17 protein-coding genes are annotated in these 13,392 nt (G+C 50.2%); 12 read left to right on the forward strand and 5 right to left on the reverse strand.

From position 1 onward, the window contains the following. Window positions 1-196 precede the first annotated feature (196 nt). The 10 genes from J8X26_RS25420 (at window position 197) to J8X26_RS25465 (ending at window position 6,124) form a co-directional block, all read left to right on the forward strand. Complete coding sequence (locus tag J8X26_RS25420; RefSeq protein WP_208952355.1) at window positions 197-604, forward strand: hypothetical protein; 408 nt, start codon at window positions 197-199, stop codon at window positions 602-604. A gap of 104 nt (window positions 605-708) precedes the next feature. After that, window positions 709-1,050, forward strand: a complete 342-nt coding sequence (locus tag J8X26_RS25425; RefSeq protein ID WP_208952356.1) for a hypothetical protein — start codon at window positions 709-711, stop codon at window positions 1,048-1,050. Between the two features lie 108 nt (window positions 1,051-1,158). Then, a complete protein-coding gene (locus J8X26_RS25430; protein WP_244370859.1) occupies window positions 1,159-1,488 on the forward strand; it encodes a hypothetical protein in 330 nt (109 codons plus the stop codon). Window positions 1,489-1,562: 74 nt separating this feature from the next. Beyond that, window positions 1,563-2,168 (forward strand): hypothetical protein, encoded by a 606-nt coding sequence (locus J8X26_RS25435; RefSeq protein WP_208952357.1) that lies wholly within the window; start codon window positions 1,563-1,565, stop codon window positions 2,166-2,168. A gap of 64 nt (window positions 2,169-2,232) precedes the next feature. Next, on the forward strand, window positions 2,233-3,234 hold the full coding sequence (locus J8X26_RS25440; protein WP_208952358.1) for an ArdC family protein: 1,002 nt from the start codon (window positions 2,233-2,235) through the stop codon (window positions 3,232-3,234). Window positions 3,235-3,245: 11 nt separating this feature from the next. After that, entirely contained in the window at window positions 3,246-3,530 is a 285-nt protein-coding gene (locus J8X26_RS25445; RefSeq protein WP_208952359.1) for a TA system toxin CbtA family protein, read from the forward strand. 98 nt (window positions 3,531-3,628) lie between these two features. Beyond that, complete coding sequence (locus J8X26_RS25450; protein ID WP_208952360.1) at window positions 3,629-4,555, forward strand: DUF1281 domain-containing protein; 927 nt, start codon at window positions 3,629-3,631, stop codon at window positions 4,553-4,555. Window position 4,556: 1 nt separating this feature from the next. Further along, window positions 4,557-4,916, forward strand: coding sequence for a DUF5983 family protein (locus tag J8X26_RS25455; RefSeq protein ID WP_244370860.1), 360 nt, complete (start codon window positions 4,557-4,559; stop codon window positions 4,914-4,916). 92 nt (window positions 4,917-5,008) lie between these two features. Then, complete coding sequence (locus tag J8X26_RS25460; RefSeq protein ID WP_208952361.1) at window positions 5,009-5,359, forward strand: DUF3085 domain-containing protein; 351 nt, start codon at window positions 5,009-5,011, stop codon at window positions 5,357-5,359. A 96-nt stretch (window positions 5,360-5,455) separates the two neighbouring features. After that, window positions 5,456-6,124, forward strand: a complete 669-nt coding sequence (locus tag J8X26_RS25465; RefSeq protein ID WP_208952362.1) for an N-6 DNA methylase — start codon at window positions 5,456-5,458, stop codon at window positions 6,122-6,124. A gap of 56 nt (window positions 6,125-6,180) precedes the next feature. Here the strand turns inward: J8X26_RS25465 and J8X26_RS25470 are convergent, their stop codons facing one another. From J8X26_RS25470 to J8X26_RS25490, 5 genes are all read right to left on the reverse strand, one after another. After that, window positions 6,181-6,399, reverse strand: coding sequence for a hypothetical protein (locus J8X26_RS25470; RefSeq protein ID WP_208952363.1), 219 nt, complete (start codon window positions 6,397-6,399; stop codon window positions 6,181-6,183). A gap of 90 nt (window positions 6,400-6,489) precedes the next feature. After that, entirely contained in the window at window positions 6,490-6,822 is a 333-nt protein-coding gene (locus J8X26_RS25475; RefSeq protein WP_208952364.1) for a hypothetical protein, read from the reverse strand. Between the two features lie 274 nt (window positions 6,823-7,096). Next, window positions 7,097-8,305: a conjugal transfer protein TraF gene (locus J8X26_RS25480; protein ID WP_208952365.1), complete on the reverse strand. Its 1,209-nt coding sequence runs from the start codon at window positions 8,303-8,305 to the stop codon at window positions 7,097-7,099. A gap of 96 nt (window positions 8,306-8,401) precedes the next feature. Further along, window positions 8,402-9,370, reverse strand: a complete 969-nt coding sequence (locus J8X26_RS25485; RefSeq protein ID WP_208952366.1) for a hypothetical protein — start codon at window positions 9,368-9,370, stop codon at window positions 8,402-8,404. A gap of 342 nt (window positions 9,371-9,712) precedes the next feature. Next, window positions 9,713-10,408 carry a hypothetical protein gene (locus tag J8X26_RS25490; RefSeq protein ID WP_208952367.1) on the reverse strand — a complete coding sequence of 232 codons (696 nt, stop codon included), beginning with the start codon at window positions 10,406-10,408 and terminating at the stop codon, window positions 9,713-9,715. Window positions 10,409-10,567: 159 nt separating this feature from the next. On the opposite strand from J8X26_RS25490, the gene J8X26_RS25495 reads away from it, so the two are divergent. Both J8X26_RS25495 and J8X26_RS25500 read left to right on the forward strand, forming a co-directional pair. Beyond that, window positions 10,568-12,058, forward strand: a complete 1,491-nt coding sequence (locus J8X26_RS25495; protein WP_208952368.1) for a TraI domain-containing protein — start codon at window positions 10,568-10,570, stop codon at window positions 12,056-12,058. Between the two features lie 40 nt (window positions 12,059-12,098). Continuing rightward, window positions 12,099-13,055: a site-specific integrase gene (locus tag J8X26_RS25500; protein WP_208952369.1), complete on the forward strand. Its 957-nt coding sequence runs from the start codon at window positions 12,099-12,101 to the stop codon at window positions 13,053-13,055. Window positions 13,056-13,392: the final 337 nt, after the last annotated feature.

A 13,392-nucleotide genomic window follows, 5' to 3' on the forward strand; every position in this document is an offset into this window, starting at 1 on the left:
GAGAGATGGCGCTTTCGGGCGGTTACGTTAAATCTGTTTAACCTTTGCAAACAGAGACCTTCGGGTTAAGGCTCACTTCACACGTTTTACTCTTCATCACTTATACCCCATGGCGCCTCGCCATCATGTTTTCTTACCCTACAGGGATTTTACTCCCTTGGGGAATGGGTTCCTTTTGTACTTGAGGAATACCATCATGATATTACTAAACTTCATTTGCACAGTTTCCGCATTTTTGACAGGTGTCTCTGGAAGACTTTTTCCCCGGACGCTTTTGACGGAATGGCTAGACTGGTTTACAGGTGACGTTCGTTTGCTCCGCCGGCTCATCAGTGAACTGAAGCTTGCGACAACCTGCCATCAACATCCATTCGGTGCGGATGCAGAAAAGTTTGTTGAGCAAATTGTTTACAATACGGCCTACGAACTGGGATACCGCAGCTTTTACGGCCTTTATGAAAGATGGCCGGAAAATGTGGTACACCAACTGGTTGTTAATTCATTTCCAATAGGTGCCGCTCATTGGGATCTCGTCATGGCCAGTGGTTACCTGGATGCACATAACCTTGAAACGGAAGAAACTATTTTTCTGTTGAGCTACTGATTAATTTACCTCGCGGCGTATTGTCATCAAATTTTCCCCTATTTTACTCTCTCGGGACTTTGCTCCCTGGGGGCATGGTACCCCTTTACTTCGAGGATTTTACCATGTCTTCATACGACATCACTGTCGAGCGTATCCATGCGTGTACGCATTCTACTGTCGATTTCATCGTGCTGGTTTCTGACATTGAAACGGCTTTGCAAACCATTCGGGCGTTAGAACATTGTGGTATTGCTGATGAGGTGGATATCGATGGTTTTCCATTTCGGACCAATGAGATTGTTTGGATTGCTGATCAACTCGGGCAAGCCTGTGAGTTGAGTCTGATACCGGATTATCTTTTTCAAAAGTATGTGACCGATCTCGTGCTTCTTGGCCACGCCACAGATGCACATGCCTGGAATTATGGATTCCGTAAAGGCGTAGAGTCTGTCGACTATTTTTAATTGCTCTTCACCCATGTCCTTATAGGACGATCTAACTGACCACCCACGCGGGGAAAACTTCCCCCGCTTGCGGTGAAGGTTTCTCCGCTCAACTGCAGGAGAAACACCATGAAAATCATTATTTCATTTTTACAGAAGGCGTCCGATGTCCTGGCACATTTTTCTACGGTGCTTGGACAGAACGACAACGACTGGTTCACTAATCGTACGGGGCATCTGAGTTTTCGTCCCGAGGTCATCCCAAACGGCCAGGGGCAGTTTATCGCCAAAATAGCCTGCCGTACGGGGTGCAGTTCCCGCGACTGGAAGGTGCAAAGTTTTGGCACCTGCGGTCATTGGCGTTCTGCGCGTCAGGCCATGAAAGCGGCCCGAATAATGGCTCGCGATCTGGCTTTGTACCGTTATCGTTTTAGCGATGGTGCGCTGAACGCGGTATGACACTTTTCTGACCATGCTTCCCGGAGAGACTTCCTCCCGGGAAGTTTCTCCTGTTAACCACAGGGGTATTTATCATGTTCCGCTTTACTTCCGCTTCTCTGCGTAAGGTATTAACTCTCCCGTCCGGCCTGAATAAACCGATCACCCTTGAAAACGGTTATGGATTCTACATTCGTGCCGAAGATGAACAACAGCCCGGATATATGAATATGGCCTATGCCGTGGGTTATGATCCCCGACGAGACGACGGTTGGGAAGATCGGGTGGCTGACAATCTTCCATGCATCGACTATTCCTTTACTTTCTTCATTAAACACTCGACGAGAGAGGCGATCCTCAATGAGCATCATGACTTCATTGTCACGCCCCTGACTTCAACCGTCGTGAGTGAAACCCGGCCTCCGGAGAAAGTGTTTGTTCCGGTGGCTGAATTTCGAAACGGCATCGAGCGTATGTTTGATCAGTCGCATAAACACTTCCTTGCCTGCGTGGGCAATCGGGAAAAAACGGCGTGGCGTATGACGGCACTTTACGTGCTCGATGACGTTATCCGTACCGATTGCAAGCGGGCAAAAGTGGCCGACCGGGAACAGTTTGTTCGCGCGTTTTCCCGACTTAAAGACCGCATAAGTTCGGTGACACCAGCGGGGGAAACTATCACTCCCTATTTCACTCGTTAATTTTCTTTCACCCCAGTGGCGTATCCCGCCGCTGGCCGGGATACGCCTTTTTAAGGCTTATTCCATGAAAAAAAATACCTCAGCCCGCAGGGCGCCCAAAACTGAACGCGCTGACCTGTATCAGCAGGTGACGGACAAAATCGTCGCGGCTCTCGAGAAAGGCACCGCGCCCTGGCGTAAACCCTGGCGTACTGCGCAAAAGAGGACCGGTAGCTGTTTGCCGGCGAATGCCACAACAGGTAAAGCCTACAGCGGGGTGAATATTCCATTGCTTTGGATGGCGGCGGAGGAGCGGGGTTTTAGCTCTGACCGCTGGCTCACCTTCCGGCAGGCGCAGCTCGCAGGCGGACACGTCCGCCCGGGAGAGACCTGCAGTCTGGCTGTTATTTTCAAGCCATTTGAGGTCCAGGCTGAAGATGGCCAGGGCATCAAGCTGACTGATGATGACGGTAAGCCAGTCATGGAGTCCCGGACGATGCTTAAACCGTTGCAGCTGTTTAACACGCAGCAATGTGACGGTCTGCCTGCTGGACTTTACGGTGACCCCTCTACTATTTTGACCGAGGAGGAAGCGGAAACGGTTTCTGCACCGGTGATGAACCGTGTAAAGGAAATCTTTAACGCCAGCGGCGTGGCCGTCAAATTTCTGGAGCAAAATCGTGCCTATTATCGGCCGGCTGCAGATCAGATAGTGATGCCAACTTCCGTGCAGTTTTTTACTGAGGCTGATTACTGGTCCACTTTACTTCACGAACTGGTACACGCCAGTGGCCATCAAAAACGTCTAAACCGGGAAGGGATAACGTCTTCGACCCGAAACTTCGGGGATCCGGTTTATGCGTTTGAGGAGCTGATTGCCGAGATGGGCAGCGCCTTTCTTTGCGCGGAACTTGGCGTCTACGGTGAGGTCCAGCATGAAAGCTATGTCAGTGGCTGGCTGAAGGCACTCAAAGAAGACAAAAGAGCGCTGTTCCGGGCATGCCGGCAGGCGCGGGAAGCGTCAGAGTTTCTGTTAACTCTGACGCCTGACTCACAGGCAGTATCAAAGGCCTCAAAAGTGGCCTGAAGGAGACAATAATGCAGACATCACAATTCTGGCAGGCCACCGCAGCGGCACTCCTGGCCAGGCACTATGGCCTGACGTTGAATGATACCGATTTATGCGACGACCTCTGTGTGGAGACGTTGCAAAAAGCGGGGATCAAACCCTTTGAAGCCATTAATGACCTGGTGGACAAGTATCATCTGACGCACCTTACCGACTCTGCTTACCTGCCGCGCTCGCCTTATCTGAGTGCGGCCGATGAGCTGATTGCCGGCCTTGAGGCCGGTGCCACACTCGGGATGATCAGTCACCCGTGATCCGGGGCTGACCCGGCTTAACCTGTAAACCACCCATCGGGGGAGACCTCCCCCGATGGGGCGGCTCCCTCTTTTTAGTCTAAAGAGGAGAAGTAACTATGTTTGAATGGTGCAAAAACCGCCTGGAAATCACCGGCCGTTCCGTATCTCTCGACGTCATGCTGCAGTGGGTTGCAGGTGATGAGGTGCCGCTATACCGCCACGCCGTACAACAGAGCATTCAGCTGTTTCTGGCCGGCGCGGCCGGGGTGCTCAAACCGGTGAAAAGTGTGGAATATCTCCCTTATCCGGGGTTGGTCTCACACGGCACCGGGCCGGCTATCGCCTCCAATCTGGCTTTTCAGCACTGGCTGGATGTACTGAAGAAGGACGCTGTACTCAATCCCGACACTGTCAGGCAAATTGACCGTATCTGGACGCAGTCAGGGCTCAGCGCCGTCCGGTGGGAAACTCTCCCGCTGGGCGCACGTCAGATAATGGCGCAGCTGATGACTCGGCAGTACATCGACTGGTTTGGTGTGGCCTCCTGGTCACCCCACATCGACGGCGAGGAATGCTGGGAGAAACTGGGGAGAAGACCGGAGCGTGCCTGCCACTGTGACATGCTGATGATCATACCCTCACGACTCGCTGCTGAACTTAACGGTAACAACCGCCTGCTTGCAGGCATGTCTACCACGGGCAGTTTGTATAGTCGTATCCACGGGATGGAATGGCCCTGTGGTCACAACGTTCTCTGGCATCGTGATCGTATAAACAGTTTACGCCTGGAGTTTGATTCACCGTCGTATCCGCCTTCCAGCGAGCTAATGGGGGAACTCTCGGCCGTATTTGACTGCGAGATCCGCCACTGGTACCAGGAACCGGTCAACGGTGTCCTGGGGTATGACTGTTATGACCGCGGAGACCACGTTGATAGCGGGAAGTACGGGGCAGGGCCGTTTTCGGCTCCTCTGATGGCTTTCCCGCCGGAGGTGCTGCCGGTGCAGGAGCTTTCACCGGTGTCACCGGCGAGGGATGCATAAGATGTCTACTGTCAACGATGCCAGCAGCAGCCTTACCGGTGAAGGTGTGCAACCTGTTGAACTTTACCAGTACGTTGTGTGTAGTACGGCGCACCTGACTGAGCAAGACGCTGAATTATTACATCGTCTGGGTCATCAGCGTTGCGAATGGGGGGATGCCGAGTGGATCCACCTCACTGGCACCGGTTATCTGGTGCGTCTGAGTGCTTACAACTTTCCGCAGCTTGAATTAAAGAAGCGGGGTTTTTCGAAAGATGCGCGCCGGCTGACCTACATACTGATGAAGCGGCTAAATGTTTCGCTTATTCACTTTGACTGTTGTGGTGAAGTACTGGCCGGGTTTGCCGTTTATAACTGGTAAATCCGGGCTCTGTCCGACATTGCTTTAAACTAACCCCTGGGGAAAATCATCCCCCAGGGTGATTTTCCCCTTAATTTGTGAAGGTGGAAATCATGCTAATTTTTAAAAATGCCATCCTGAAGCCTGTGATGGAAGAATTACAGGAAAAAGGCGGTAACTTACTTTTTGTGAAAGATTCGGGCATTTATCTGATGGCCGAGAAAGGGGCTTATCTTGACGGTCACAGGCTGCATATTGCCTATGCTGACGACTTTGATCCCCGGTTGCCTGAGAATGAGGACTGGTATGAAAATGCCGGCCTTGAGGTGGGCTACGATGATTTTGGCGAATCCCTCGGTCAGGATTTCTGGGGAACGTTTATAACCCAGGTCATTCACCAGGGATGCGATGTCTTCATCGAAGTCAGTGAAAACCAGATTCAGGCAGGCTATATCAAGCCATAACTGAAAGCACATCTAAGCGGAACATCGGTCCGTCTTTATTTACCATCCTGAAGGGGAAATATTCCCTTCAGGGCATATTTCCCCGGGAGATATGCGATGAACATCATGGTTGACCACAAGAAGCAATTTATATCCCTTTTTAACGAAACTGCCCGCTATCACCACCGGCATAAGGTTTTTCGCGACTTCATTACCCTGGCTGCAGCGTCGATTCACAATGGTATATATTTTAGTGACGAGCTGGAGCGGGAATACATGGAGACGGTTCGCCAGTACGAAGCAAAAGATGCTGAGCGGATGGCCATGTTGCTGGCCGAGGTGGTGATGGGGCTTGAAGCCGGAAGCGGTGACTTTCTCGGCACACTGTACATGCAGCTTGAGCTTGGTGAATCAGCGCGTGGCCAATTTTTTACGCCATTTTGCATTTCCCGCATGATGGCGGAAATGCAGTTGGGTGATATCGGCAGCTTGCTGGCCGATAAACCTTTTTTTACCGTTTACGAACCGGCTTGTGGTTCAGCCGGGATGCTCCTGGCTATTGCGGAGGTTGTCAGGGAAAAGGGATTTAATCCAGACCGGCACCTTTGGGTTTCCTGCACTGACATCGACCCGGTGGCGTCAGGAATGGCCTATATTCAGTTATCGCTGAAGGGGGTCCCCGGAGAGATTGTTACGGGGAATGCACTGAGCGGTGAACGCCGGCGAGTGATGTATACGCCGGCGCATTGGTTGGGGAACTGGCCATATCGTCTAAAAGTGGTTTGAATGCTGCGTAATTAAAACTGAGCCTCTGCATTGCAGAGGCTTTTCTATTTTTTTAGCTAATTTTCACTGTCTGTATTCTTTAGAGTTTCTTTTTCTACGTCCTCAAGTCTTCTAATCAGTGCGATAAAACTAATCACTAACGTAACGAGACCACTAATCACTCCAGCCGGTATTGATACAGCAAGAGAAGGGGTGAAGTGGCCGGTAAGTACATATACAGTACCCTCGGCTACACTGCTTTTAAAAATGATAAAAATAATTTCATCAATTAGCATATTTACGCCTTATTACCGGTGGCGGGAAATATCTTTCTCATATTTAATTCATGAGCATTCATCGATATCGTTATAAACGCAGATTCTTGATTAACGCGTTTTCCCTTCTGCCATCGGGACAATTTGTGCCCAAAGTTTTTGCGTCCAGGCGTCTTTAAGATGAGCTGGATCTGCTGAACGGTAGGTTGCCGTGACCTGGCTGTTGCTCCCTTCACGGCTGACCTCGAGCGTCAGGTGGTCAGTTTTTCCCCAGACCCGGCTCATCCGATAGTAAGACCCCGGCTGGGCACTCCAGTCAGTGCCTTCCGCCATCGCGGTGGCCACCCAGCCTGAGTTCCCTTTGCCGCTGTTGCTGGCAGCGGTGATTTCATCGCTTGAGGTGAAGCGGTAATAACGTTTCAGCCGGGCGGCGGCGGTATCCACATCAGTACGCACCGTCAGTGTTTAACTGACTTCACCCCATTCGGGTGATTTTACGCTGTCAGATGAAGCCGTTGAAGGCATCATAGATGAACCCAAAGTGCTGACCTGATGCGTTATCGCGCTTAGGTCGCTATTGCTGCATCCGGTCACTCCAAGAAGTATTGATGTGACCAAAATGGCAGGATTAAGGAGTGAGTGTAAGTGGCGGTCTTTTACTGCTGTCATGGTGTTTCTCCGGTGAAGGAAAAGGGCATGTTGAACATGCCCGTAAGTATCAGAATGTGACAGAGAGCTGAGCTACGGCACCGTAGGTCCGGTCGGTCCCGGCCATACCGGTCAGGTCGAGGTGAACAACATCAAACGGTGAAATACCGATGCCGGCCGTCACGACGTTGTTGTCACTGCTGCGCATGTCAGCACGGTAGCCGGCACGCAGCTGCGCCCAGGACCATGCATTGAGTTCTGCACCGACGCCGGCATATTGCCTTTTTTCATCGGAAGCAAAGCCGCTGGCGGGCGTCACATCAACATCAGCCGCAAAAGTAACAAGTCCATTACTCCAGGCGGTGCCCGCCGTCGCCTGTGGACGGATTTTAAAACTGTCCTGTTGTCCATTCACTTCGCGTGTATCTACGTTGCGAGCTACCAGGTTCTGCCCCGCTAGGGCGACGGTCCACTCAGGGGTCAGGTCAGCAGAAAAGCCGAGGTCAACGTTGGCGCCGCTTTCTGATCGCTTCCAGTCCCCGCTGTGAAAATCGGAGGTGCTGTAATTGTTGATGGCCACGTTGTAATTCCAGGTATCCACGCGCTGGAATTTTGGGGTGATGCCGACCGATACCGGGATAGTTCCTAGCGTAAACGGATGGGCCATCGCGATGCCGTACTCGCTCACCAGAGCCGCCACGCCCTGGGCGCGTGAGGTAAGGCTGTTAAGGGCGATTTCATCAGGCTGAACCAGACCCGCACTGGCGGCGTCGAGGTACGCCAGATCACTGTTACTGACTTCGGCGCGTGCTTTCGCATGACCCCAGCCTTTAATGACCAGAGCAAAGGGCAATGTGTCATTAGGGACCGCAATCACTGCGCTGACGCCAGCATCCGCACTGCCGCTGTGGCCTGAAATGTCGGTCAACGACTTCCTGAGTTCTGAGGCAGAGGGAGCGCTGTTGCCGGAGCCGCTGGCGTTCCTGAGGTTGTCCCATGCATGTTTAACGTTATCGAAACCGTCCTGCAGGTTATCCGGGTCACTGACCTGAGCGCCTACAGCTGGCAAGATGATGGTGAGATCATCACTCGGGTCTGACTTTGCTAAAAGGGCAGGGTTAAGCAGTGGGGCTGACCCGTATTTTGAGGAGGCAACACCGGTTCCCCCCATTGCATCATTACGGGCCTCAAACCAGGTGCCGGCAGCATGTGCAGCCGGTAGCGAAGAAACCAGCCCGGCAACCATCAGACAGCGTGTTATTAATGTGGCTTTCATCATTATATTTTCCTGTGCAGTTTTAAGTTTTTTAGGTAAAAGAATTCCCTGGTGCTGACGCACCAATTAAAAAAGTTTGCTAAATAGTGAGTGTATTAATTAGTTCAATTTGTCTATTTCTTTTAACCACTCCTGTGTGACGTAATTTTCTGGATAATGTAGGAGATTAACTTCTTCTTTTCCCCACGGACCTAAATGATGTTGCTTTACTAATTTATCCAACAACATGACCGGCAGAACTTTACCGGATGACAGCAGCAGTAAAGATGCAGCATCTGTGGTACAGGCTGAAACAGTCGCCACCCCTTTTTTCTCTAAGACGCCGCAATAAGCCATGAAATCATTAAAAAGTTGTTCATGTCCGCCATACGGTATTTGTTCGCCCAAGTATTCCGCTTTGCGTAAAGGGACGCCGTTTTTTAATCTAACTGTAATTAAACTTACACCAATCAGCGTTTCGTAACTGTATTGATCAACGGTGGGTGCCTGAGCATCCCGAATTAAAATAATCTCAGGTAGTGCTGTTAATGAATCGTCCGTTATTTTATTACTTATTTGCACAACCAACTTATGCCAGTCGGGGATATTACCGGGTGCGACAGCGGGTAAAGATGATCCCGCTGTTAACCAGCTTTTGTTGATGCTAAACCATCCAGCTATTTCTGAAAGCAAAGGGTCTGTCAGATAATCCATTGTGCGCTCACGACTCTCCAGTACGCTCAGTCCGATATTCCACGGTGACAGCAGCGTCGCTACGTCAGTGATATTCAAACCGTGGGCGTCCATGAGCAGTTGAAACCGTTCGAGTACCTGCGTAGCACGTGTCTGAAAGGGGGACAGCGTTTCCCTTATCACGCCCTCTATTAAAATATTGATGAATTCAGACGCCGATATGCCCAGTTTTGCAGAGGCGAGCGTGATGTATTCGCGTATCCCCGGTTTAAATCTTACGGCAAGCGGATCGCCCGATTTTTTATTTTCTGTCGCCGCAGCGTAGAGCAGTGCGGTAAGTCTATCGTCCTGTTCCAGGGGCAGGCGTGAAAGCAGTGACGTGACGCTAATATTCATGAGATTCCCCGGTGTTGTAATAAATTTCAGAGCTAATATGATGAATTATATGTTTTTTTATTATTTGTATTCGATGTGAATACAATAATCGGGTATTGCGATTTTGTATAACGGATAATTTCGATCGTTCAGATCGACACTACTCATGTAGCCAGTATGAATACGTTTAAATCGATATTTAACGGGAAATTGTGCATTCATATTTTCAAATTAATATGCCGGCATAAGGTCATTCACCGCGATTTTCGTTTCCATACATGGATTATCTGTCCCAACAGAGGTCTGCATTCTTCCTCCTGTAGCCAGCCGGCGATGAAACCTTCAATCCACAGTTTGAGACGATCAATACGACTTAGTTTGTATTTGTAATGAAAGGCCGCTTCTTCCTCCATACAGATGTTCCTGCAGGCGCGCTCGGTGGCTTTCATCAGTTTCCAGGAGAACATCGTCGTCATTGCCTCTTTTCTTTTTGCGTATCACCAGGATGCCGCACTGCATTGAGGGAGTGTACCAACGCCATTCCTTCAGGAATGTGTCGATCTGCAAGCCAGTTCGTTCCGTGCGGCTGACGGGTCTGCTTAGGGTGCGGCAGTGATAGTGTTCTGCGTGAAAGTGTCGTAACAACCTGGTTATTCTTCGGCGGCTGAGTAGGTGAGACGACAGGATAATCGTATTGCGGTTCGTTTTCATGGCACTGCGGAGAGTGTCTGTCAGCTCACGCCAGTACCCGTTCATATCCCTGAGCCCAGGGTGGCCGACACCGAGCCAGGGATTGAGGTGTAGCCATATCCGGCGTCGTTTTTTCATCAATACGAATGGGCGGGGCCTGAAAAACAGCACAGCCTTTGCCAGGGGTTTGAACATCGCGGGCGTAAACCCGAGCGTGATGAATATGACCAGACTGCCTGATGTAAAAAGGCCCCCTGTGATGAGGGGCGTGAGCGCTGAGCAAATCATCAACCAGCAGGTGACTAGCGTGGTCAGCGGAACGGCGTTCGATTTCATGATGGCGTCTTCTCTTCGAAAAGCCACATTCATGCACGTTCCGGGCCTCGTGACTTGCAACAATTCTTCAAGCAGATCCAAAAAATAAAGATCAAGGGGTTAATTGAGGTAATGAATATAGAGTTGATGCTTGCAAGGAATGGGGGAAATCATAACGTATTGCCCCTTTACACATGATTGACGGGGGCGGCTATGCTGAAGTGGTTTGCAGGCAGATTTCAGGGCCAGAAGTTAGAGACTGCACCGCAGGTGCTTAAGGGATCAGAGAGACTGAGTGCTGCGGGATGGTTTTCACCACTGAGTGCAGATGCACTTTTGTCCACGCGGCCCAGAAAACAGGCGTTGCAACAACTGTGGGACAGCAGTCCTTTCTCCAGGCCTGTATGGGAAGCGTTCTGGCTGGAGCCCGTAAAGCAGCTGGCGGTCAGCCTGCAGCAACTGCCGGCCGCGTCATCGGGACCCTTCGCCCGTGAAGGCGGCATGCTAGATGAAGCGCTGGAGGTGGCCGTTTGTGCAGTGAGACTATCACGGGGATGGATGCTGCCTCCTGGGGCTCCCCCGGAAGAACAGTCGGCGCAAAGCTCCGCCTGGTGTACGGCAATTTTTTGGTCAGCACTGCTTCATGACCTGGGCAGCCTTGAACGGATGGCGGCTTTCTACGAGGATGGTCGCCGGTGGTATCCTGGGCTTGGAGAGCCTGATGCGCCCTGGCGGGTTAAGTTTTGTGATCAAGACACCAATTCAGCCGTCCGTGCAGCCACTTCGGCTTATCGCCTGCTACCTTACGAAGGGCTTATCTGGGTAGCGCGCTGGCCAGTACTGGCTGACGCGTTGCTGGTCTACCTGTCGGGCAATAAGCCCGCCGGTACCATACTTCATGCCGCAGTGAGTGAGGCCCGCGAAAAATGCGGACTGCTTGCTCACGGCACCTCTGTTCAGTCTTCGGTCAAATTGGCCGCAGATAATCCTGAAACATTACTCCAGAGTGCCGGATCTGAACCTGCCGAACATCCCATAATTGAAATTCCTGTTCAATCCATTGTTTCTAATGAAATTGATGACAATAAGACATCTTCACTGACCGGTGAAACCGGGACCTCAATCACAGAATTGGTTTCAGCTATCGGTCAACCAAGTCAGGCTGAAGGTAATGCTGATGTGGAAGCAGATGCGCGGTTGGAAGGAGGGGAACCAGAGGATTTGCTGATGCTGCTGGATAAAATGACCGGCTCTGAGACTACTGATGAAACGGTAGGGCCTGACAACTCGACCAGGGTAACAGTAGCACAGCCTGTTCCTGCCCAGAGTTCCACAGTCGGTGAACTTTTTTGGAAATGGCTGGTTGATTCCATTGACGATGGAGGGCTGAGCGTGAATGCGCAGGATAGCCTTTTGCACGTAATGGCGCAGTACGTTTTTATTCAGACGCCGGATTGTTTTTACCGGTACCTGGCCTCGCAGGATAAAGTAAAGGTCGATAAAGACGAAATTCAAAAAAGCTTTGAAGCGTTGAATAAACATTTCTCAAGGAGTGGCAAAGGAATATATATCTACAGGAAATATGAGACTGAGGGTAGGGAGGGGCGTTTCACCCGAATGTCCGGCTACATGATTTTAGCCTCACAACTCTTTAAAGAAAGTGGCGTACAAACTGACAGCCTTTGGTTGTCACCGAATAAATAAGAAATGTAGTTTACTATTATTGAGTAAAAGGGAGAATAACATGGAATTGATTAGTTATGACGATATTCTGAAAGATTATTTTTTCAGTAAGACGTTGAGACCCGCTACTGAGTGGAGTTACAGAAAAGTTATCAACTCATTCCGTCGTTATACAGGCGATAAAGTGTTACCGGGGCAGGTCGATAGAATGACAGTTTTAAACTGGCGTCGGCATGTTTTAAGTGAGCAAGGCCTGTCATCAATTACATGGAATAATAAAGTTGCTCATATGCGTGCAATTTATAATCACGCACTGCAGCAAGAATTTGTCATCCTAAAAGATAATCCCTTTAATGGCGTGATTGCCAGGCCAGATATAAAAAGGAAAAAAACCCTCACTGAGGCAGAAATTAAAAAAATCTACCTACTACTCGAAGCGCGGGAAAAAGAGGAAGGTTTGGGGGTAATTGAGAAGTCACGTTCGGCTTTGCGACCAGCCTGGTTCTGGCTTAGCGTTGTGGATACGCTTCGCTACACAGGGATGAGACAGAATCAGCTGCTTAACATACGTCTGGAGGATGTGAATTTGGAGGGGGGGTGGATAAATTTACGTCCAGAAGCTTCAAAAAATCACAGAGAACACCGGGTTCCTATCACCCGATTATTGAGACCAAGACTTGAACGATTGATGACGGCGGCAGTTGAGCGCGGAGCAACACACTGCGATATGTTATTTAACGCGAGCAGATTTGATGGGCGGAAAAATATCCTAACAGATGTCATGGCATATCAACCCTTGCGGGGTTTCTTCCGACGATTATCGACTGAGTGTAAATGCGTCATTACCCCTCACCGGTTTAGACATACCATTGCTACTGACATGATGAAATCTCCTGATCGTAATCTGAAAGTTGTTCAAACACTGTTAGGCCACTCAAGTGTTGCTGTAACACTTGAGTACGTTGAAGGCAACATGGACAGTTTACGAGTAGCGTTAGAGGAGGTTTTTGGTGGTTAGGATTAATCTTAAGTGAAATCTAAGTGACTGAAAGCAAAAAAATGAAGCTTTTCTTTACATAAGATTGACACTACCGGTGGGATACTGTCAAAATTCTTATCGGAAGGACGTGAGAAAGCCAGAGAGTGCAACTAACACTCTCCGGCTTCTTAGTCCCGAATGTTCAACAATCGATGCGATAAGCCTATTTATCACATGAAGCTGTTTCGGGTACTTATGTCATGCCCGTTAAGGATCTCAACCCTTAACGAGCAGGCTCTGAAGTTGGTGCCCGGACTCGGAATCGAACCAAGGACACAGGGATTTTCAATCCCTTGCTCTACCGACTGAGCTATCC

This window comes from Rahnella sp. ChDrAdgB13 (assembly GCF_017655185.1).
Lineage (GTDB): Bacteria > Pseudomonadota > Gammaproteobacteria > Enterobacterales > Enterobacteriaceae > Rahnella > Rahnella contaminans.

Coding starts and splice junctions, on each gene's coding strand:
- J8X26_RS25420 (WP_208952355.1), top strand. CDS start 197: ATGATATTACTAAACTTCATTTGCACAGTTTCCGCATTTTTGACAGGT.
- J8X26_RS25425 (WP_208952356.1), top strand. CDS start 709: ATGTCTTCATACGACATCACTGTCGAGCGTATCCATGCGTGTACGCAT.
- J8X26_RS25430 (WP_244370859.1), top strand. CDS start 1,159: ATGAAAATCATTATTTCATTTTTACAGAAGGCGTCCGATGTCCTGGCA.
- J8X26_RS25435 (WP_208952357.1), top strand. CDS start 1,563: ATGTTCCGCTTTACTTCCGCTTCTCTGCGTAAGGTATTAACTCTCCCG.
- J8X26_RS25440 (WP_208952358.1), top strand. CDS start 2,233: ATGAAAAAAAATACCTCAGCCCGCAGGGCGCCCAAAACTGAACGCGCT.
- J8X26_RS25445 (WP_208952359.1), top strand. CDS start 3,246: ATGCAGACATCACAATTCTGGCAGGCCACCGCAGCGGCACTCCTGGCC.
- J8X26_RS25450 (WP_208952360.1), top strand. CDS start 3,629: ATGTTTGAATGGTGCAAAAACCGCCTGGAAATCACCGGCCGTTCCGTA.
- J8X26_RS25455 (WP_244370860.1), top strand. CDS start 4,557: ATGTCTACTGTCAACGATGCCAGCAGCAGCCTTACCGGTGAAGGTGTG.
- J8X26_RS25460 (WP_208952361.1), top strand. CDS start 5,009: ATGCTAATTTTTAAAAATGCCATCCTGAAGCCTGTGATGGAAGAATTA.
- J8X26_RS25465 (WP_208952362.1), top strand. CDS start 5,456: ATGAACATCATGGTTGACCACAAGAAGCAATTTATATCCCTTTTTAAC.
- J8X26_RS25470 (WP_208952363.1), bottom strand. CDS start 6,399: ATGCTAATTGATGAAATTATTTTTATCATTTTTAAAAGCAGTGTAGCC.
- J8X26_RS25480 (WP_208952365.1), bottom strand. CDS start 8,305: ATGATGAAAGCCACATTAATAACACGCTGTCTGATGGTTGCCGGGCTG.
- J8X26_RS25485 (WP_208952366.1), bottom strand. CDS start 9,370: ATGAATATTAGCGTCACGTCACTGCTTTCACGCCTGCCCCTGGAACAG.
- J8X26_RS25490 (WP_208952367.1), bottom strand. CDS start 10,408: ATGAATGTGGCTTTTCGAAGAGAAGACGCCATCATGAAATCGAACGCC.
- J8X26_RS25495 (WP_208952368.1), top strand. CDS start 10,568: ATGCTGAAGTGGTTTGCAGGCAGATTTCAGGGCCAGAAGTTAGAGACT.
- J8X26_RS25500 (WP_208952369.1), top strand. CDS start 12,099: ATGGAATTGATTAGTTATGACGATATTCTGAAAGATTATTTTTTCAGT.